The following is a 20,204-nucleotide window of genomic DNA, read 5'->3' on the forward strand; positions in this document are numbered from 1 at the left end:
ATTATACCAAGCTACTCTTTATAAAGTCTATGACCCTTACTGGCAATGGGTCCTGCCCATATAGCTCCGCCAAGTAAAGGCTTGTCCAATCGCCAAGATAGGTAAGATAAAGAAGTCTTTCCATTAAATTCTGCCCTTCTCCTTCTATAACCTTTAGAACCACTCCCAGCTCTTTAAAGATGGATTCTGTTATTTCAACCCTTTTTATCACCCTTGGATGGTCCTGTGGGTCATAAAGTAAAAGGAAGCTACATAAGTTCCTTATCTGCGGGTTGTCCAAGCCCACCACTTCGTTGTGGTGCATTTCTGGAAGGTAGGCATTATAACAGAGGGTTTTTGAATTTTCGTTTATCTGGGTCTTCCACCGTAAGGCTACAGTTTCTGTAAGTGGTGTGCCATAAACCACGGGAAGGTAAGAAAAGAGGGACTGGGCTATACTTTTTGCCTCCGACCTTATCTTTTCCTTATGAAGTGTAAGATGTTTTCCTATACTCTCCACATCCTCTCCCATTCCAAAAAGGCACATAAGGGCGGAAAGCATAAAGCCAAGTGCATACCTTGGAGCGTATCCTGTGGGTAAAGGAATATGCATTAGGCCTTCTCTTTGGGCTATTTCCTTTATCTTTCCCCCAGAGCTTACACATATAGGTTTTATACCTCTTTTAAGAGCCTCCTCAAGTACGCTTATGGTTTCTTCTGTGTTGCCGCTGTAGCTTGTACAAACCAACAGCCAGCCTTCTTTAACAAAGGGTGGAAGATCATAACCCCTTAAGGAAAGCACGGGCCTGTTTGTTTTTAAAAAGGTTTTTATAAAATCTCCCACTATGCCAGACCCTCCCATACCGCTAAAGACCACACCTTCGAAGCCATCTGGGTTTATAGCCTTAATCTCAACAACTTTAAACTGTTCGGGAAAACCTTCCAACATATCCAAGGCATCCATCTTTGACCCCCTTTAATTATTTTGCTAAAATTATAACCTTAAACTAAGATGGTAAGCGTAATAATTCCACTTTACAACGGTGAGAAGTTTATTAGAAAAACTATACAATCTATTTTAAATCAAACCTATAAGGATGTGGAAATTATTATAGTGGATGACTGTTCTACGGATAATTCTAAGGAAGTCATATTTAATGAATTTGGTGGTCTTATAGGTAAAAAGATAATTTACGTGAGAAATCAAGAGAATATGGAAAGGTCTTATACTAGGAATAGAGGCTTTGAAGTTAGCAAAGGAGAGTATGTTTTCTTTTTGGATGCAGACGATGAATGGGAAGAAGACTACATTGAAAGCTCTTTAAAAGAGCTTGAAAAATATCATATTGTATATTCTGTGCCAAGAACTTTTATAGACCAAGACTCAAATGTAATTAGAGTATCAAAGAAAAGGATTCCAGAGGACGTTGGGAAGTTAATATTCTCTGGACAGATTGGCTATCCTTCCGCAAGCGCCTTCAGGAGAGAGGCCTTTTTAGGTTACAGAGAAGATGTATTACACAGAGAAGATTGGGAAATATACATAAGAAGCTATCTTTCTGGCCTAAAGATAAAGGTGGTTGATAACAACAAGGTTAGGATAAGGGAACATCCCTACAGGAGCAGTAAAAATATGAGAAAATTCTTCCTTGCCACCATGAAGGTTTATCAAGAATACAAAGAAAAGGTACCTTTGGAGTACAAAAAGGATTTTTTGTTTCATATGGCAGATATTAGCTTCCGTGTGGGAAATCTGCCCCTTGGCTGGAAGTTCTTTTTTGAATCCTTGAGCCTTGAGGTGGTGAAAAATCCGAGGAACCTTCTCACCCTTTTAAAGCGTGGCTTTAGGATAGATAGGTATGTGGATTATTTGAAGAATCCAACTTAAATACCTTTGTAAGGGAACACATTAGTTTATCCCTACCTCACTTGTCTCATTTATTTTTAGCAAAAATTTATAATGGCATCTCAGTTGCTTAATTAACTTCTCGCTCGGTGCACAACCAAAAATAAATTTATTAAATATGCAGGCAGTTAAGGGCTTTAGCCTTAGAACAAACCTTAAACCATCGGGAGACCAGCCAAAGGCCATAGCAGAGCTTCTAAATAATTTGGAAGCAGGGGTGAAAGAACAGGTCCTTCTTGGTGCCACAGGCACTGGTAAGACTTTTACCATAGCCAATGTGATAGAAAAGTATAACAAACCCACCCTAATAATAGCCCACAACAAGATTTTGGCAGCACAGCTCTACAGAGAGCTAAAGGAATTATTCCCGGAGAACGCAGTGGAATACTTTATCTCCTATTATGACTACTACCAGCCAGAAGCATACATACCAGAAAAGGACCTTTACATAGAAAAGGATGCAAGCATAAACGAAATATTGGAAAGGTATAGACATTCCGCCACCGTTTCCGTTTTGGAAAGAAAGGATGTGATCGTGGTAGCTTCTGTGTCTTGCATATATGGCCTTGGTTCTCCGGAGGCTTATTACTCTTTAAGGATTCCTCTTGAAGTGGGTCAAAGGCTTAGCATAAGCAGGCTAACAAGGAAGCTTGTGGAGATAGGCTATGAAAGGAGCGATTATGCCATCCGCAGAGCCACCTTTTCTGTAAAGGGAAATGCAGTTGAAATAGTGCCATCCGATATGGAAGACCAGCTTTTAAGGGTTGAGTTTTGGGATGATGAGATAGACTCTATCACTTTGATGGATGCCCTAAACAGGCATAGGATAAAGGATTTGAAAAAGGTAGTTCTATTTCCAGCAAGCCACTACATTGCACCAAGGGATATTGTGGATGAGGCGCTAAAGGAGATTGAAAAAGACCTAAAGGAAAGAGTAGAATGGTTCAAAAATCAAGGTAGGCTTGTGGAAGCCCAGAGGTTATATCAAAGGACCATGCACGATATAGAGATGATAAGAGAGCTTGGCCATTGCAAAGGTATAGAAAACTATTCAAGATACTTTGATGGAAGAAAGCCCGGCGAACCGCCCTACACCCTATTGGACTACTTCCCAGAGGACTTTCTTCTCATAGTGGATGAGTCCCATGTTACCGTGCCTCAGATAAGGGCCATGTACAACGGAGATAGGTCAAGGAAAGAAAAGCTTGTGGAATACGGATGGAGGCTTCCTTCAGCCCTTGATAACAGACCGCTTAAGTTTGAAGAGTTCTTACAAAAGATAAACCAGGTAATATACATGTCCGCCACGCCGGGCGATTGGGAGGTGCAAAGAAGCAAGGGCATTATAGTGGAGCAGATAGTAAGGCCCACTGGGCTTTTGGACCCTGTGGTAGAGGTAAGGCCCACAAGGAATCAGCTGGAGGATCTTATAAGGGAGGTTCAAGAAAGGAAGAAAAGAAGGGAAAGGGCCCTTGTGCTAACCACCACCAAAAGGCTTGCGGAAGAAGTTTCCGAATACCTAAACGAAAGGGGCATAAAGGCAAAGTATATGCACTCAGACCTGGATGCCATAGAGAGGGCAAAGGTGGTAAAGGAGTTAAGGGAAGGCTCCATTGATGTTATAGTAGGTGTCAATCTATTAAGAGAGGGGCTTGATTTGCCGGAGGTTTCCTTAGTAGCCATACTGGAGGCAGATAAGGAGGGCTTTTTGAGGAGCTATACCTCCCTTATACAAACCATAGGAAGGGCTGCAAGGAACATAAACGGCAAAGCCATACTCTATGCAGACAGGATAACAGAGTCTATGAAAAGGGCTATAGAAGAGACCAACAGAAGAAGGCAGATCCAAGAGAGATATAACCAAGAGCATGGAATTACACCAAAAAGCATAGTAAAGCCCATAAAAGAGCTTTTGGCCATTGAAGAGCTTGATTATGTAAAGCTACCTACCAAGCTACCCAAGGGCATATCTTCGGAGGAGGACCTAATAGAAAGGATAAACAAGCTGGAAAAGGAGATGTGGGAATGTGCCAAGAGATGGGAGTTTGAAAAGGCAGCAAAGCTTAGGGATGAGATAAAACAGCTCAGAGAACTTTTAAAACTTGTATAATTTTCCCATGGCACATAAGTTTGACCCTTCAAAACTGAATAAGTTGGATGACCCATCAAGGCTTGAGCTTTTTGACCCTCAAAAGACCCTTAAAGAGTTTGGGCTAAGAAAGGGCATGAAGGTGCTGGATGTGGGAACTGGTGCGGGTTTTTATCTTCCTTACCTTTCGGAGATGGTAGGACAAGAGGGCAGGGTTTATGCCATAGATGTGGAGCCTTTGGCGGTGGAGTATGCCAAGAAAAAGGTGGAAAGCCTTGGACTCTCCAATGTGGAGGTTTATCTTTCAGGGGAAAACCATATACCCTTACCAGACAATACAGTAGATTTTGTTTTTATGGCCTTTGTGTTCCATGAATTGGAAAACCCGGTGGCCTTTATGGAAGAGGTAAAGAGGGTGTGTAAGCCTCTTGCCTATGTGGGCATAGTGGACTGGAAAAAGGAGGAAAGGGATAAGGGACCTCCTCCGGAAGAGGTCTACTCTGAGTGGGAATTAGGTCTTATGCTTGAAGAAGCTGGCCTAAGATTGGGTAGAGTTGTGGAGCTTAGCAAGTATTGCTTTGGCGCCTACGCCATGGTAATAAAGGAAGAGCCAGAAAGATTCCAAAGCCCTATAAAAATACCACCCGGTTTGGTATGAAGAGTATAAGGGAAGAGTTAAAAAAGCATGGCGTTGAACTGGAAAGCAGGTATTTGATATACAAAACGCAGGAAAAGGTCATAGTTATACCATATTATCACATAAGGACCTTAGAGTTTAAAGGCACCAAGATCGTTATACAAACGGGTGGTGTAGAAAGGATGATAATTGATATGCCAAGCGAACACTTAGCCTCTGAGCTTTTCAATGAGCTTTTACTTCATATAGAAAGGGTCTATCTATAACCGCCAGCTATGGCTGGCACTATGGAAAGCACATCTCCATCCTTTAGCTCTGTATCCAGCCCCTTTAAAAACCTTATATCTTCATCATTAAGATAGAGATTAACAAACTTTCTTACTTCACCTTGCTCGTCCAGAATTCTTTCTTTAAAGCCGGGATATACTTCTTCAAGCTTTTCTATGGCTTCCCTTATGGTGCTCGCCTGCACCTGCACCTCGCCTTGGCCGTTGGTGATCCGCCTCAATGGTGTAGGAACCCTTACGGTTATCATCCTTAACCTCCTTTTTTATTATAACACAGTATCTACTTTTTAGCAAAAGCTATACGCAGATTGCCCACACTCTGTAAGGGCATGATATACTGCGCCGTTATTTTGATTTTTAATGGCACGCCTTATCATACCTCCACATTATCTTTAATGCTTCAAATAATTTTGAAAAATACGCCGGGTGAGAAATTCGTCTTTTGTAGTGGCAGGTTTTAAACCTGCCAGATTATAAAACATCAGGCGGGTCAAAGACCAGTAGATTCTTTTATCAGTAATAGCACGGCATGCTGTGCCACTACATTTTTTGTCTCATTTATTTTTAACAAAAGGCATAATGGCATCACCTTTGCTTAATTAATTTCTCACCCAACGTGTGCTTCAAATAATTTTGAAAATGTAGGTTAATGAGTTCTCATCTTTGGCTTATCCTTATAATTTAGCTTGCTAAATGTTCAGTAAGCTTTTATTAAGTGTGTTTGGTGTAAAATATTACTATGATTGAGGAACTATCCAAGGAACTTGGAGCCAAGGTAATACAAACGCATACCAGCTGGGTCCTTCTACTTGAAGATATAGTTTATAAGATAAAAAAGCCTGTTAATTTTGGATTTTTAGACTACTCTACCCTTGAAAAAAGATTAGAAAACTGTAAAAAAGAGGTGGAGTTAAACAAAAGGTTATGCCAATGGGTGTATATTGGTGTGGTGCCTATTAGTTTCATAGGAAATAGATACGTAATAGAGGATTCTTCTAATCCTGTGGAGTAGGCGGTGAAAATGAGAAGAATACCAGAAGAAAGGCTTTTAAAAAACATGCTTTCAGAGATTTCAAAAGATGATATGAAAAGGCTTGCACGCCATATAGCCAATTTCCATTTAAAGGCAGAAAGAAGGGATGAATTTGGAAGGCTTGAGGTTATGAAGTTTAACACCGATGAAAACTTTATGCAAACTGAAAAATACATCGGAATAACCATAGAAAAGGAGGACTATGAGTATATAAAGGAAAAAACTAACAGATTTTATGAAAAGTATCAGGGGCTTTTTGAAAAGCGTATAAGGGAAGGAAGAATAAGGGATGGACATGGCGATATAAGGCTTGAACATGTGGCCTTTTTACAAGAAGGTATATGTGTTTTTGACTGCATTGAATTTAACGACCGCTTCCGGTGTGGTGATATGTTGAATGATATGTGCTTTCTGTCTATGGAACTTGACCTAATGGAAAGGGAAGACCTTTCAAAGGTTTATGAAGAAGAGTATCAAAAAATAACGGAAGATGAAGAATTTGACCTGTTCTTGCCCTTCTTTAAATGCTACCGAGCTTATGTAAGGGGGAAGGTTAATAGCTTTTTGTTGGATGACCCACATTACACACAAAAGGAGGAGGCAAAGGTTTTAGCCCAAAGGCTTTTTAAGCTTAGTAAAAGGTATGCTGAAGGAATTCCTTAATCAAGCCACCTTAAGGTTAGCTCAAAGCCTTCCTTATCCTTAGGCTTTTTCTTTAGCTTGTGCTTTTTGTAGCCTTTACCTTTGCCATAGTCCTCTTCATAATAAGCTACCACTATATCATTCTTTGGGTCAAGGCTCTTTGCCTTTTCAAAGTATGATATGGCTTCATCCTCCCTACCCATGTATAGTAAGTTTATACCTATGGTAGCATATACCCTTGCCTTCCAGACCCCATCGGGTGAGTACTTAAGGGCTATCATCAATCTGTCGTAGGACCTTGAATAATAACCACACATACCTTCCGCCACGCCAAGCCAGTAAAGGGCTTCAAAGTTATTGGGATTCTTATTTAAAGCCTTTTCAAACTCATGGATAGCCTTATTGCAATGTCCTTTCCTTAGGTGTTTTTTCCCGTTTTCAACCGCCTTTTCAGAAGCTATGGTAAGACCTGGAGCTTTTGGGGGTGGAGGGGTATTACTAACCGCCACCGTAGCCTTTTCTGCGCATGAAAGGGCAAAAAGACAAGCTATTATAACACCTTTAACTCTCATGGCTATTATTATACTCAACCTTCCTCCAACCTTTTTCTCCCTTTAAATATATATCCTCTATCCTTCTAAAGTTCAACTTCCTTAAAGCCTTATACTCTTGAAAGTTCTCCAAAAAGCTCTCCAGATGCTTTTTGCTATCAAAGTAAAGCAGGTCTTTACCTTCCCTTGCCACTGCATAATCATCCTCGGGTTTTACAAAACCACCACACACAGGGCATCTTGTCCCCTTCGGTGGCAATGGGAGAGGCTTTATCCTAAACTCCCTCTTTTCCATGAAGGCATAAAAGGCTATGGAAAGAACAACAAAGAACACAAAGGAGTCCACGGCAAAGGAAGCCAAAGGAGAGAGGAAATTTCCCAAATAACCAAATATGGAAACAAGTATTCCACCTACGGTTATACCCGCTGTGATAAATACATGCTTGAGGGCAACTCCCTTAAAAACAAATAAAAGAACCATACCGAAGCTGAACATCTCCAAAAGTCTTGCAACCACTATAAGTATGTGTCCAATGGTTATTGCATCAAGGTTCATTTTGTTGGGTCCTTTTCATGTCTTATGTATGGCACGTTTTTTATGTTTTTCAACCTGTTTATAAAATACTCTCTGTTCTTTTCCGAAAGGATCATACCCAAAAGTCCTGTTAGGAATCCTGCAAGCACTACAAGGCCAACTATGATTCCCGTCAGCTTCTTTTTCTGCTCCTGTGTCATATAATTAACCTCCATATATAAAAAGAGCTCCCCAAAGAGGGGAGCCAAAGTAAAAGGTGCACCACCACTTTAAACATGTGCATGGTACCCCTTAAAGTAAGCATAGGGGTGCCAGTCTTCTGGAACTTCCACAGGGAATTTCTTGAAGTTGTTTGGACCTATTGGTGTGGTGGTCATGCTCCATTCAAGGGAAGGAGACTTCCAAGGGTTCTCTTCTGCCTTTGGACCTTTTAGGCTCTTAATCCAGTTTATCAAAGATAGAAGTATGCCAACGGTCATTATCAAAGCTCCAACGGTTTGAATCTGCATAAGCTGTACCCACTCTGGGATAGGTGGATAGTCTGGATACCTTCTGGGCATACCTTCTGCCATTCCCATATACATTTGGAAGAAGAACATGATGTTTGCGCCTATTAGCATGAGCCAAAAGCTTAGCTTTCCAAGGCCTTCTGAATACATCCTTCCTGTTACCTTTGGATACCAGTAGTAGATTCCGCTAAAGGCTCCAAAGGTTAGTGCCATACCAAGCACATAGTGGAAGTGTCCCACAATAAAGAGAGAGTCTGATATTCCAAGGTCTATGGAAACCATAGCATTGGGGATACCAGTAAGACCACCAATTAGGAACATCAATATGCCACCAAAGGTAAAGAGCATGGGTGTGTTATACCTTATGGATGCCTTGTGAAGCGTAGCTACCCAGTTGAATATCTTAATACCTGTGGGAACGCCCACAAACAAGGTGGTGTAGGAGAACAATACCCTAAGCCAGTCTGGCACACCAGAGACAAACATGTGGTGAACCCATGTCTCAAAGCCTACAAAGGCTATGGCGTATATGGCGAGAGCCATAGAAATGTATCCGAATATGGGCTTCCTTGCCATGGTGGATATGACTTCGGAGAACACACCAAAGGCTGGCAAGATCATCACATACACAACGGGGTGAGAGTAGAACCAAAGAAGATGTTGGTAGAGAAGTGGGTCTCCACCAAGCATTGGATTGTAGAAGTTGGTGCCAAGGTATTTATCTGTAAATAGAAGTATTACACTTCCCATCAGTGCTGGGACACCAAAGAGCTGTATTAGGCTTGCAGCCATTACAGCGTGGACAAAAAGGTTTAGCTTTGTCCAACCTATACCTTTTGCTCTCATGCTAACAATGGTGGTGATCATGTTTACGGAACCACCTGTGGAAGAGATGCTATAGAGCAAGACTATAAGCACATAGAGAGAGGTTGGACCAGCGTTGTCGTTCATAGAATAGGGAGCGTATCCAGTCCAGAGCATCTTTATCCAGTTTCCTGGTATAAGGCTAAGCAATACCAATAGGCTTGCGCCAAAGAAGGACCAATAGCTAAAAGCATTTAATCTTGGAAAGGCTACATCCCTTGCACCTATCATAAGCGGCACTAAAAAGTTGGCAAATCCTCCCATCCAGACGTTTACAGCCCACCAAAGAAGCATTACAGCACCATGACCGGTGAGGATATAGTTGTAGAGGTCTGTTCCCTCTTGTCCGAATAGGCTTGGAAGTTGAATGCCGGGTGCGGACTGCTCAAACCTGATAATAAGGCCAAAAAGGCCAGCTACGATGAAGAAGACTAAAGAGGTGATGAAGTAGAGCATGCCTATCTTTTTGTGGTCTGTGGTGAAGATCCATTCTTTCAGCGTGGCACCATACCAGGTGCCAGAGGTTGGTACGTGCGCTACTGCCATGGTTGCACCTCCTTTTTATTGTTGAACCGGCTGTGCCGGTTGTTCTGCAGAAGCAGGTTGTTGGGCCTGTTGGCCACCAAGCCACTTATTAAATTCCTCTTCTGAAACCACCTTTAGAACGCTTGCCATCCTTGAATGCCACGTGCCACAGTATTCCCTACAAAACACCCAATACTCACCTGGCTTATTAAACTGGAACCAAAGCCTTGTAATCCTTCCGGGCACGCAGTCTTCCGTTACCCTTGCTTCATGAACAAAGAAGGAGTGGATAACATCCCTTGAGGTGCAGTAAACCTTTACAGGTTTGCCTACTGGTATGTAGGCTTTTACAGAATCATCAATCTTATCCGGTGTTAGATACATATTCTTTTCTGGGTCTGATACTTGGTTAAAGAAGGTATAGACCTTCTTTCCGTTTGGATACTCTATTTCCCAACCCCACATAAAAGCTGTAACCTTAAGCTCAAGTGCGCCTTCTGGTGCATTCCTTTGCTTGACAAAGTTAGCAAAGGAGTAAGTTCCAAGGAAAAGTACTATTATTGTGGGTATAACGGTCCAGACTATTTCTATAGCTGTGTTGCCCTCAATGTGAGCGCCCTCTTCATTTTCACCTGGTTTATAACGGTATTTGATCATAAAGTATATGGAAGGAATGGCCACTATTATGTAGATAGCCACAGCCACCCAGAACCATACGGTTACAGAGTTTTCCCAATAGGCTCTGGGATAGGCAAGTATATCTTCTTTTGCCATAGCCATCCCAACCAAGGAAAGTAAAACAAACAGGTTCTTCATCTTACTACCTCCTTCTTTCTTCTAACTATGGCATGAAGCAAAGTAAGGCTTGCAAGCATTAAACCTCCAAAACCAAAGATAACTGTGGGGTTTAGACCATACTTTCCTGTATTTGGGTCATACCTATAGCACACCATATAAGCCACATCCACAATGGTGTTTTTGGTTATCCTAAAGCTTTCTGCTTCGGCGAGGGCTATGCGAAAATCCTTTTCCTTTGGAGATATGCCATAGAGATAGCGAACAATCTTCCCGTCTGGGGCTATGAATATGACCACATTGGGATGCACAAAAACCCTGTCTTGGCGGGAGTAGAAGAACCTATAACCAAGGGATTGAGTGAGCTTCCTTATCTGGTCCTCTTGCATAATACCAAAAGTCCATTTAGGGTTGGAGATGCCAAGCTGTGATTTAAACCTTTTTATGTCTTCAAGAGTGTCCTCTTTGTCAAAGGAAAGGATAAGGAGGTTCGCATCCTTTCCTATGTTCTTTGTGGCTTCCAAGGCGGATTTGACTATTAGCGGACATGCCGAATCACATGTATAGTAAGCAAGTATAAGGGCTGTGGGTTTACCTTTTATAAACTCGTATAGATTATAGGATTTTCCGTCTTCTGCGGTAAAGACCACATTGGCCACCTTGTTGCCAAGGTACTTCTCTTCTTCTATTTGCATTATCCTTGCATCAAACATGCTGGGAGTGTTTTTGGGCTGTGGTGTGCCAAAGGCAAAGACCCAAAACAGGAGAAAGATGGCCAACCCCTTCATCATGGCTTAAAACTTACCGTAGGAACCCACTATGTAGGCAGTACCTGCCACCAAAAGCCATGCAAGGTCTACAAAGTGCCAGTAATAGCTTGCTGCCCTGGCGGGTGTCTTTTTACCCAAAGCCTTTCCACTGTTGATTAAAAGGATAAGTTGCATACCCAAACCAACAAGCACGTGGGAGGCGTGCACGCCTGTAAGCATGTAAAATCCCGTTCCATACATGTTAGAGCTAATGGTAAAGCCCTTGTGCCAAAGGTGCATCCACTCCCAGGCGTGTAGCACAAGGAATAAAGTTCCCAATATCATAGTTGCCAAAAGCCACATCCTATAACCGCCCAAATCTCCTTCTTCAATGCTATGCTCTGCCTTCCATATGGTAAAGCTTGAGGTCCAAAGGATGAGGGTTAGCAGTGCTACAAGACCCAAATTCATTCCACCCTCTGGTATCCACTCCCTTACCCATACATCCGCATGGGTTACCCTTGCCATCCAGAAGCCTGCAAAGATGGTGCCGAATATGACCACTTCTGCAAAGACAAACCAGACTATACCCTGGAAGCCCAGCCCTTCATCATGACCCTTGGAGAAGTACTCGTTAGCCCATCCCGCAATGCCGAGAACGAAGAGTGCAAGCCCTACTCCACCGCTTAAAACTGCTAAGAAGGGGAGCTTCCAGGTAAAGTATGCTATGGCTGCAAGAGCAAGGAAAAAGGTTGATAGACCTACGGGCAGAGCCCATACGCTGGTCTCATGGTGCGCCGCATGGGTTCCCTCGTGCGCCATTTTTCACCTCCTTTTTAAATTTTCTGTATAAATGATATAAATCATTTTTATCCTCTTGTCAAGAGTTATCAATTGATAAGGTTTTAAGATTAAAAAGTTTGAAGATTATTAAATCATTAATTTTCCAAAATATAACGTAGTGGTAGGCTTTAGGCCTGTACGGGTTAGGTGTTCAAGGACATTTCAAACACAAAAAAGCATTTATCAGCAAGACTATTCACATTCCACAAGCGGATAACTAAAGGATGGTAAGCTTACCTCTCCATAAGGTGTTCTTACAGGATTTTCCAGAAGTTTTTCTATTAATCTTAGCTTATCCTCCAGGCTTTTTATCTCCATACCGTAGATCTTTGCCAACTCTTCTAACTCCGGTGCCTTGCCAAGTCTTTTACCTATTTCCCGTGCTATACTATAAACCTTCTGGTCTATCTCTGGGTATATGTCCTTTATGTAGGTTACCACTTCATAGGAATACACAACTATCCTATGGACCCTGGCCATTGTTTGGACCATCTGTTCCACAGTTGTCTGCTCGTATATGTTTATATTCCCGTTAAACAAAAGGCCTGCAAAAAGCTTCCCTTCAACCTCTTGGGCGTGGTATATACAATAACTTTCTGGCACTTCTTCCCATCCATGTTCAATGGCAAGAGTAAGAAAGGCTCCCATAGCCTCTTCTTTGCTTTGAAATATACTTGTAAGTGGTTCAAAGTCCGCATCATCTATGTGGGCCACAATTAGAAAGCAGTCATTTACTTTCTCTGTGGAAAACTTTGGCGAAAGCTCTTGCCAGCTGGCAAAGGGTTCCAAACTTTTGATATCTGCGGGTACTTCTCTAAAAAGCTTCTGTATTTTCATCTTTCCTCCTTTTTTGTGATATAATTATAAGGCTTAAATTACCTTAGGAGGTGGCATATTGAGCCTTCTTGTAGAGATTGCTAACAGAGCAAGGGAAATAGGCGGTGTAAGAGTTTACAAAAAGAATGTAGAAAGAGTGCTTTCTGCCATATTAAAAAGTGGTGATTTTTGGGAAATTGTGGACATGTCGGACCTTCCTGTGCCTGCCGCTTCGGGCATAGTAAAGGCGCTGGTAGAAAAAGGCATAGCCTTTATAGATGATGAGGAAAACATAAGGCTAACCCAAAAGGGGTTTGACCTTGTAAGGGAGCTTGGCATAGAACCCTATGTGGAATATGTATGCCAAGCCTGCGAAGGTAGAGGCATACCTTTTTATATAGACATAGAGTTTTACAGAGAGTTCTTGCAGGTTACAAAGGATAGACCAAAGGCTATAAGGGACTACGATCAGGGTTCTGTTACTCCAGAAACCACAGTGGCAAGAGTCCTTTTTATGGATTCAAGGGGAGACCTTAGGAATAAGGATATTTTGGTACTTGGAGCAGAGGATGACCTTACCGGTTTGGCAGTTGCTCTTTCAAGAAAAGCAAGAAGTGTATTGGTTATAGACATAGACAAAAGGCTTATAGACTTTGACAACAGGATTTTTAAGGAACTTGGCATAGACAATGCAGAGGCAAGAGTTTGGGACCTAAGGAACCCCTTCCCAGAGGAGATATTGGGACATTATGATGTATTTGTTTCCGACCCACCAGAAACCCTTCCAGCCTTTAGAGCCTTCATAGGTAGAGGTATTGCTACACTTAAAGAAGATGGCGGAGTGGGGTATTTTGGACTTACTTTAAGAGATTCTTCCGTTTTCCGTTGGAGGGACTTTCAGATAGCCCTTACTACAGAGTTTGGCGTGGCTATAACCGATATAGTCCAAGATTTCAACGCATACATAACTTGGGACTATCATCCAGAAACAAAGGCAGCAGAAGTAGCACCGGTAAAAAGGCAACCCAAAGGTGTGTGGTATAGGTCCGCATGGTACAGGATAGAAGCACTCCCTGGTTTTAAGAGATGGAATGAGGCCATATCCGATGATGTGTTCTATCTTGATGAAGAAGGGTCTACCACTTGACATGAGGGTATCTTTTATGCTATACTTAATTAAGAAGTTAGCCCCCATCGTCTAGCCCGGTCTAGGACACCGCCCTTTCAAGGCGGAGATCGCGGGTTCGAATCCCGCTGGGGGTGCTTTACAAACATGAGTGAAAAAAGAAATAAAACTTTCCAAGAAGATTATCAGGCCACAGACATAAAGGCCGTAACCGGTCTTCAACACGTAAGATTAAGGCCTTCTATGTACATAGGAGATGTGGGGGAAAGGGGACTACATCATCTTATCTGGGAAATCCTTGACAACGCCGTGGATGAGCATATGGCTGGCTATGCCAGCCACATAACTGTAATAATTCACGCAGATGGTTCTGTAAGTGTGGAGGATGATGGAAGGGGTATACCGGTAGACATACACCCAGACACGGGAATTCCAGCAGTGCAGATGGTCTTTACCATGCTTGGGGCGGGAGGTAAGTTTGACAAGAAGGTTTATAAGTATTCTGGCGGGCTTCATGGTGTTGGCGCCTCTGTGGTAAATGCCCTATCCGAATGGCTCATGGTGGAGGTCTACAGGGATGGCAAGATATACAAACAGGAATATAAAAGGGGAGAACCTCTTTATGAGCTAAAGGTTATAGGAAACACCACCAAACGTGGTACCAAAGTGGTCTTTAAACCAGACCCAGAGATCTTTGAGACTACAAAGATAAAGTTTGACATAGTAGAAAGGCGTATAAGGGAGCTTGCCTATCTTAATCCAGAATGCACCTTTAGACTTGTTGATGAAAGGAGTGGGAAGGACCTTACCTTTAAGTTTGATAAAGGCATAGAGGACCTTGTTAAATTTCTTTTTGGTGGGAAAGAGCCTCTATTTGATGAAATAATAAGGATAAAGGGAGAGAAGGAAGGGGTTTATGTGGATATTGCCTTCTCTTATACCAAGGATTATAAGGAATCCATAGAAAGCTTTGTTAATAACATAAAAACTCAGGAGGGTGGAACGCACGTAACAGGATTTAGGTCTGGCCTTACCAAGGCTGTTATGAGAGTTCTTCCAAATATAAAACTCCAAAAGGAGCTAAAAGAGACAATTACGGGAGAAGATTTAAGAGAAGGTTTGGTGGCTGTGATATCTTGTAAGGTTCCAGACCCACAGTTTGAGGGACAAACAAAGACAAAGCTTGGTAATCAAAATGTGAAAAACATTGTAGAATCCATAACTTACGAATACCTTTCCGAATACTTTGATAAAAACAGAGATGTTTTTAGGCTAATAGTGGAAAAGGCCATAGAGGCTGCCTTGGCAAGAGAGGCAGCAAAGAAGGCAAAAGAGCTTGTTAGAAGAAAATCTCCTTTGGAGGATTTGAGCCTACCAGGCAAGTTGGCTGACTGTTCCGAAAAGGACCCAAGCCTCTGTGAGATATTCATAGTGGAGGGCGAATCTGCAGGTGGTTCTGCAAAGCAAGGAAGAGACAGAAGAAGGCAGGCCATACTTCCACTAAGGGGTAAGATACTTAACGTGGAAAAGGCAAGGCTTGATAAGGTATTCTCCAACGAGGAGATAAAGACCATAGTAAGCTCCTTGGGATGTGGCATAGGTGAGGACCTTGACCTTTCAAAGCTCAGATACCACCGTATAATCCTTATGACGGACGCAGACGTGGACGGTTCCCATATAAGGACCCTGCTTTTGACCTTCTTTTATAGATACATGCCGAAGCTCATAGAAGAGGGCCACCTATACATAGCCCAGCCACCCTTATATAGGGTTAAAAAGGGCAAAAAGGTCCAATACATAAAGGACGATAGGGAATTGGAGTCCTTGTTAATGAAGACTTTGGAGGATGAAGCTGTTCTTATAGATTGTAAGGGTTTGGAATATAGAGGTGAAGAACTGTCAAAGATCATTAAAAATATAAGGGAACTTGAAGAAAACTATAAGGCTTTGGTAAAAACAAAGGGTGAAGATGTTATAAAGGCACTTCTTGAAGTGAAATTTACCGAGCAGGACCTAAGAGACTCTTCCCTCTTGAGTAAAAAGATAGAAAATCTTGAAAAATTACTTCCCAATATGCACATAGACACTCATTATGATAAACTTGAAGACGCCTATGAAGTTGTATTCAAAGATCCATTAACTGGTAGAAAGGTTATTATAGACGCAGACTTTTTATCCTCTCTATCTTATAGGTCCCTTTTGGAAGGGACTTCCTTGTGCTTCCCTGTAAAGATAGTGCATGAGAAAAGGTCTGTGGAAGTGGAAAGTATGGAGGGGCTTTATTCCAAGGCTATGGAACTTATAAAGGAATCCTTTGAAATACAAAGGTATAAGGGTCTTGGTGAGATGAACCCAGAACAGCTGTGGGAAACCACCATGAACCCAGAAACAAGGAGGCTTTTGAAGGTCACCATAGAGGACGCTGCAGAGGCGGACCGGATCTTTTCCATTCTTATGGGAGAAGAGGTAGAGCCAAGGAGAGAGTTTATAGAGGCCTACGCCAAGGAGGTCAAAAACCTTGATATTTAAAAGGCTTGTGGTAGGCATAGACGGCTCAAAGGCAGGATGGAACGCCAAAGATTACGCCTTTGAACTTGGTCAAAAGCTTTCCATACCGGTGGTGGGCGTGCATATAATAGATAGCAGACTTCTTGAGGAGAGCTTTCTTGAAGATTTGGCCGGAGTGCTTGGCTTTACATACTATCTTGGCATATCCCAAAAGGTGAAGGATTTTCTTGAAAACCAGGCCAATGCTTTAATAGAGGAATTCCTTGTGGAAGGAAGGCAAAAGGGGATAAAGGTCTCCTCCTTTCAAACGGTAGGTATACCCTACGAGGAGCTTGTGAACCAAGCAGACCCAGAAGACCTTCTCATAATAGGAAGGAAGGGAAGAAGGCCTGTGAAGGGGCTTTTTTTAAGCTCTACGGCGGAGGTTGTGTCCAGAAGGAGTAAGGCACCGGTTATGCTTGTGCCAGAGGAAAAAAGGAAGCTTAAAAAGTTTTGTGTGGCTTATGATGGTGAAGAACTTTCAAAGAAGGCATTAAACTTGGCAAAGGAGCTTTCAAAGGTTTATGGAGCTGAACTTTATGCCTTGTATGTGGGTAATGAGAGTGTAAAAGCACCGGAAGGTATAGAGCTGGTGGTAGAAGATGGTATTCCAGAGGAGAAGATAGTGGTTCATTGCCAAGAGAAAGGTGTGGACCTTCTTTTTATGGGTGCCTACTCAAAAGGAAGGGTAAGGGAGCTTTTCTTGGGAAGCGTTACAAGCTTTGTTATGCACCATATAAACATACCCCTTCTTTTGGTGAAGTGAAATGGGCAAGCTTTATGTAGTAGCCACACCCATAGGGAACCTAAAGGACATAACCTTAAGGGCCCTTGAAGTGCTAAAGGAAGTAAACTTTATAGCCTGTGAGGATACAAGGAGAACCCTTATACTTTTGAACCACTATGAAATAAAGGACAAAAAGCTCATATCCTACTATGAACCCAAAGAAAGTGTGCAGGTGCCAAAGGTTTTAAAATTGCTTGAAAAGGAAGATGTGGCCCTTGTAAGTGATGCGGGCATGCCATCCATATCAGACCCGGGCTACAGGCTCATAAGGGCATGCGTGGAAAAGGGCATTCCAGTGGAGGTAATACCCGGCCCAAGCGCAGTGCTTACAGCCCTTGTAGGCTCTGGCCTTCCAACGGACAGGTTTGCCTTTTTGGGCTTCCTCCCAAGGAAAGGCTTAGAAAAGTTCTTTGAGGAGGTAAAGGCATATACGGATACAACCCTAATAGCCTTTGAATCTCCCAACAGGCTTATAAAGAGCCTTCAAGCCATGGAAAAGGTCTATGGTGAAGAAGTGCAGGTTTGTGTGGCAAGGGAATTAACAAAGGTGCATGAGGAATACATAAGAGGTAAGCTAAAAGATGTTTTAGATGACCTTCAAAAGAGGCCAGAGATAAAGGGGGAGATAGTTTTACTCTGGAGGCTGTAGATGATAGACCCCGAACTTTTAGAAAAGTGGGACAAGGAATACTTTTGGCATCCCTTCACCCAGATGAAGGTATACAGGGAGGAGGAAAACCTCATCTTTGAAAGGGGAGAAGGTGTATACCTTTATGACATAAAAGGAAGGAAATTCATAGACGCCATATCTTCCCTCTGGTGCAACGTGCATGGACACAACCATCCCAAGCTAAACCAAGCCATAGTAGAACAGTTAAAAAAAGTGGCACATACCACAACCCTTGGAAGCTCCAACGTGCCAGCCATCCTTTTGGCAAAGAGGCTTGTGGAGATATCTCCCAAGGGCCTTACAAAGGTTTTCTACTCGGAGGATGGTGCGGAGGCTGTAGAGATAGCCATAAAGCTTGCCTACCAGTATTGGAAAAATAAAGGTGAGAAAAGGAAAGCCTTTATAACCCTTTCGGAAGCCTACCATGGAGACACACTTGGTGCGGTAAGCCTTGGTGGCATAGACCTATTCCACGGAACATACAAAGACCTTCTCTTTGAAACCATAAAGCTCCCTTCTCCTTACCTCTTTTGTAAGGAAAAGTATGGAAGGCTGTGCGATGAGTGTAAAGAGGAGCTTTTAAGCATTTTGGAAGAAATTCTCAAAAGTAGGGATGATATTGTGGCTGTAAGCCTTGAGGCTGGTGTGCAGGCCGCCGCTGGCATGCTACCCTTCCCAAAGGGCTTTTTAAAAGGCGTGAGGGAACTCACACAGAAGTATAAAGTGCTTATGATAGTGGATGAGGTGGCCACGGGTTTTGGAAGGACTGGAAGTATGTTTTACTGTGAGCAAGAGGATGTAAGCCCAGACTTTATGTGCCTTGGAAAAGGCATAACGGGGGGCTACCTTCCCCTCGCCGTCACACTCACAACGGATGAAGTCTTTAACGCCTTCTTGGGAGAGTTTGGGGAGCTAAAGCACTTTTATCATGGCCATACATACACGGGCAACAACTTGGCTTGCGCTGTGGCCCTTGCCAACCTTGAGGTTTTTGAGGAAGAGAAGACCTTGGAGAAGCTAAAGCCTAAGATAGAACACCTTACAAAGAGGCTAGAAGAGTTTTGGGAGCTTGAGCATGTGGGAGATGTGCGCCAGCTTGGCTTTATGGTGGGCATAGAGCTGGTAAAAGACAAAAGGACTGGAGAGAAGTTCCCATACGGTGATAGAACTGGCTTTAAAGTGGCATACAAGTGTAGAGAAAGAGGGGTTTTTCTCAGACCCCTTGGTGATGTGATGGTTTTGATGATGCCCTTGGTGATAGACTTTGACCAGATGGACCATGTGATAGACACCCTAAAGTGGGCGATAGGAAGCCTCTAATCACATGTCTTAATGAGTTTTATCTCTCTACCATCTTCTAAGCTAAGGGGAGCTTGAAGGCTAGACCTTAGTATGTATCCAAGGGCTACATGGCCCTTCGGGCTAACAGATGTGATTATCCCCACCTTCTTCTCACCAGACTTTATCACTTGACCCTCCGAAAGTTCCTCTCCTTCAAATAGGGCCAAGGTCCTTGCAGGCCTTCCTCTATAATGGACCCTTGCTATGGCTTCTTGCCCCACATAACAGCCCTTTGTGAGGCTTATGGCATACTTCAAAAGACAAGCCTCAAGAGGAGAAAAGCCCTCTTTTAACTCCTTTCCAAGCCTTGGCACCATCCTTAAAATTCTTTCATGCTCAAAATCTTCCTCCTTCACTCCTTCCTCTTCCTTTAAGTCAATGTTTAAATTCTCTCCGATGATATCATAGCCTTCCTCCCTTAGCCTTATATCGTTCCTTGCCACGAGCATGCCGTTTAATTCTTTCGCCTCCCCTTCTTTTAGCTCCACACCAAAGCTGGAAAGGATAAAATCCCTTGCGCCTTCTCCAAAGACAAAGACATGGTCCATATCCAAGGCTTCAAAATACACCCTCATGGAGAGCTTTAACCTACTGAATTCTTCAAGCACAAAGTCCTTGTCCAGTGGCGTATCAAGAAGGTAGCTGTTTCCAAGCTTTAGCACATAAAACTCGCCTATGGGAAAGCCATTCTGCCTTAACCAAAGGTTGTAGGTCATAGTATAGTTTGCCATACCCTTTATATCGTTGCTAAGAAGGTTGTGCAAAAAGGCTGTATGCTCTTCTGCCATGCCCTTTGGAAGGAGCTTCCCTTCCTTTCCATACACTCTTATCTTGCTGTTTTTTATCTTTATCCAATGCATATTTAAAGATTAATACATAAAGGCCTTTATGTGTATGAGCTTGGACAAATTTCCTCTTTGAGAAGGACTTTGGTGAATAAGAAGAATGCTCGCATATGGTTTAGGATTAGGAA

At 42.7% G+C, this 20,204-nt stretch carries 22 protein-coding genes and 1 tRNA gene; 12 read left to right on the plus strand and 11 right to left on the minus strand.

The annotated features are described in order from the left end of the window. Position 1: 1 nt before the first annotated feature. Positions 2-943: a bifunctional phosphoglucose/phosphomannose isomerase gene (locus ACZ5GB_RS03150; protein WP_464327528.1), complete on the minus strand. Its 942-nt coding sequence runs from the start codon at positions 941-943 to the stop codon at positions 2-4. A 48-nt stretch (positions 944-991) separates the two neighbouring features. On the opposite strand from ACZ5GB_RS03150, the gene ACZ5GB_RS03155 reads away from it, so the two are divergent. From ACZ5GB_RS03155 to ACZ5GB_RS03170, 4 genes are all read left to right on the plus strand, one after another. Further along, complete coding sequence (locus tag ACZ5GB_RS03155) at positions 992-1,867, plus strand: glycosyltransferase family 2 protein (protein ID WP_464327529.1); 876 nt, start codon at positions 992-994, stop codon at positions 1,865-1,867. A gap of 136 nt (positions 1,868-2,003) precedes the next feature. After that, entirely contained in the window at positions 2,004-3,995 is a 1,992-nt protein-coding gene (gene uvrB / locus ACZ5GB_RS03160) for an excinuclease ABC subunit UvrB (protein WP_464327530.1), read from the plus strand. 7 nt (positions 3,996-4,002) lie between these two features. After that, positions 4,003-4,632 (plus strand): class I SAM-dependent methyltransferase, encoded by a 630-nt coding sequence (locus ACZ5GB_RS03165; protein ID WP_464327531.1) that lies wholly within the window; start codon positions 4,003-4,005, stop codon positions 4,630-4,632. Continuing rightward, a complete protein-coding gene (locus ACZ5GB_RS03170) occupies positions 4,629-4,877 on the plus strand; it encodes a hypothetical protein (protein WP_464327532.1) in 249 nt (82 codons plus the stop codon). The genes ACZ5GB_RS03165 and ACZ5GB_RS03170 overlap by 4 nt, the downstream gene beginning before the upstream one ends. On the opposite strand, the gene ACZ5GB_RS03175 is transcribed toward ACZ5GB_RS03170, so the two are convergent. Next, complete coding sequence (locus tag ACZ5GB_RS03175) at positions 4,868-5,146, minus strand: ubiquitin-like small modifier protein 1 (protein ID WP_464327533.1); 279 nt, start codon at positions 5,144-5,146, stop codon at positions 4,868-4,870. The genes ACZ5GB_RS03170 and ACZ5GB_RS03175 overlap by 10 nt on opposite strands. A 491-nt stretch (positions 5,147-5,637) precedes the next feature. Between ACZ5GB_RS03175 and ACZ5GB_RS03180 the strand changes: the two genes are divergently transcribed. Together ACZ5GB_RS03180 and ACZ5GB_RS03185 are read left to right on the plus strand one after the other, a co-directional pair. Further along, the gene (locus ACZ5GB_RS03180; RefSeq protein ID WP_464327534.1) at positions 5,638-5,910 is read left to right on the plus strand and encodes a hypothetical protein; all 273 of its coding nucleotides are present in this window, start codon (positions 5,638-5,640) and stop codon (positions 5,908-5,910) included. 9 nt (positions 5,911-5,919) lie between these two features. Then, complete coding sequence (locus ACZ5GB_RS03185; RefSeq protein WP_464327535.1) at positions 5,920-6,594, plus strand: gluconokinase; 675 nt, start codon at positions 5,920-5,922, stop codon at positions 6,592-6,594. Here ACZ5GB_RS03185 and ACZ5GB_RS03190 read toward each other — a convergent pair. The 8 genes from ACZ5GB_RS03190 to ACZ5GB_RS03225 all read right to left on the minus strand — a co-directional run bounded on the left by ACZ5GB_RS03190 (position 6,591) and on the right by ACZ5GB_RS03225 (position 12,781). Further along, a complete protein-coding gene (locus ACZ5GB_RS03190; protein ID WP_464327536.1) occupies positions 6,591-7,145 on the minus strand; it encodes a tetratricopeptide repeat protein in 555 nt (184 codons plus the stop codon). The genes ACZ5GB_RS03185 and ACZ5GB_RS03190 overlap by 4 nt on opposite strands. Continuing rightward, on the minus strand, positions 7,135-7,680 hold the full coding sequence (locus ACZ5GB_RS03195; RefSeq protein ID WP_464327537.1) for a hypothetical protein: 546 nt from the start codon (positions 7,678-7,680) through the stop codon (positions 7,135-7,137). Before ACZ5GB_RS03195 ends, ACZ5GB_RS03190 begins: the two co-directional genes overlap by 11 nt. After that, a complete protein-coding gene (locus ACZ5GB_RS03200; RefSeq protein ID WP_464327538.1) occupies positions 7,677-7,859 on the minus strand; it encodes a hypothetical protein in 183 nt (60 codons plus the stop codon). Before ACZ5GB_RS03200 ends, ACZ5GB_RS03195 begins: the two co-directional genes overlap by 4 nt. A gap of 69 nt (positions 7,860-7,928) precedes the next feature. Further along, positions 7,929-9,578, minus strand: coding sequence for a cytochrome c oxidase subunit I (locus ACZ5GB_RS03205; RefSeq protein ID WP_464327539.1), 1,650 nt, complete (start codon positions 9,576-9,578; stop codon positions 7,929-7,931). A gap of 15 nt (positions 9,579-9,593) precedes the next feature. After that, positions 9,594-10,373 carry a cytochrome c oxidase subunit II gene (coxB, locus tag ACZ5GB_RS03210; protein WP_464327540.1) on the minus strand — a complete coding sequence of 260 codons (780 nt, stop codon included), beginning with the start codon at positions 10,371-10,373 and terminating at the stop codon, positions 9,594-9,596. Further along, positions 10,370-11,143: an SCO family protein gene (locus ACZ5GB_RS03215; protein ID WP_464327541.1), complete on the minus strand. Its 774-nt coding sequence runs from the start codon at positions 11,141-11,143 to the stop codon at positions 10,370-10,372. Before ACZ5GB_RS03215 ends, coxB begins: the two co-directional genes overlap by 4 nt. 3 nt (positions 11,144-11,146) lie before the next feature. Beyond that, entirely contained in the window at positions 11,147-11,923 is a 777-nt protein-coding gene (locus ACZ5GB_RS03220) for a cytochrome c oxidase subunit 3 (RefSeq protein ID WP_464327542.1), read from the minus strand. A 213-nt stretch (positions 11,924-12,136) separates the two neighbouring features. After that, on the minus strand, positions 12,137-12,781 hold the full coding sequence (locus tag ACZ5GB_RS03225) for a hypothetical protein (RefSeq protein WP_464327543.1): 645 nt from the start codon (positions 12,779-12,781) through the stop codon (positions 12,137-12,139). 58 nt (positions 12,782-12,839) lie between these two features. Between ACZ5GB_RS03225 and ACZ5GB_RS03230 the strand changes: the two genes are divergently transcribed. The 6 genes from ACZ5GB_RS03230 to bioA all read left to right on the plus strand — a co-directional run bounded on the left by ACZ5GB_RS03230 (position 12,840) and on the right by bioA (position 19,210). Beyond that, a complete protein-coding gene (locus ACZ5GB_RS03230) occupies positions 12,840-13,907 on the plus strand; it encodes a bis-aminopropyl spermidine synthase family protein (RefSeq protein ID WP_464327544.1) in 1,068 nt (355 codons plus the stop codon). A 40-nt stretch (positions 13,908-13,947) separates the two neighbouring features. Beyond that, a tRNA-Glu gene (locus ACZ5GB_RS03235) sits at positions 13,948-14,023 on the plus strand. 10 nt (positions 14,024-14,033) lie between these two features. Continuing rightward, the gene (gene gyrB / locus ACZ5GB_RS03240) at positions 14,034-16,415 is read left to right on the plus strand and encodes a DNA topoisomerase (ATP-hydrolyzing) subunit B (RefSeq protein ID WP_464327545.1); all 2,382 of its coding nucleotides are present in this window, start codon (positions 14,034-14,036) and stop codon (positions 16,413-16,415) included. Continuing rightward, positions 16,405-17,199 carry a universal stress protein gene (locus ACZ5GB_RS03245; RefSeq protein ID WP_464327546.1) on the plus strand — a complete coding sequence of 265 codons (795 nt, stop codon included), beginning with the start codon at positions 16,405-16,407 and terminating at the stop codon, positions 17,197-17,199. Before gyrB ends, ACZ5GB_RS03245 begins: the two co-directional genes overlap by 11 nt. 1 nt (position 17,200) lies before the next feature. Next, the gene (gene rsmI / locus ACZ5GB_RS03250) at positions 17,201-17,869 is read left to right on the plus strand and encodes a 16S rRNA (cytidine(1402)-2'-O)-methyltransferase (RefSeq protein ID WP_464327547.1); all 669 of its coding nucleotides are present in this window, start codon (positions 17,201-17,203) and stop codon (positions 17,867-17,869) included. After that, positions 17,870-19,210: an adenosylmethionine--8-amino-7-oxononanoate transaminase gene (gene bioA / locus ACZ5GB_RS03255; protein WP_464327548.1), complete on the plus strand. Its 1,341-nt coding sequence runs from the start codon at positions 17,870-17,872 to the stop codon at positions 19,208-19,210. It begins immediately after the preceding gene. Here bioA and ygfZ read toward each other — a convergent pair. Further along, positions 19,207-20,091, minus strand: coding sequence for a CAF17-like 4Fe-4S cluster assembly/insertion protein YgfZ (gene ygfZ, locus ACZ5GB_RS03260; protein ID WP_464327549.1), 885 nt, complete (start codon positions 20,089-20,091; stop codon positions 19,207-19,209). The two genes, bioA and ygfZ, sit on opposite strands and share 4 nt — an antisense overlap. Between the last annotated feature and the right edge of the window lie 113 nt (positions 20,092-20,204).

The organism is Hydrogenobacter subterraneus, assembly GCF_055390195.1.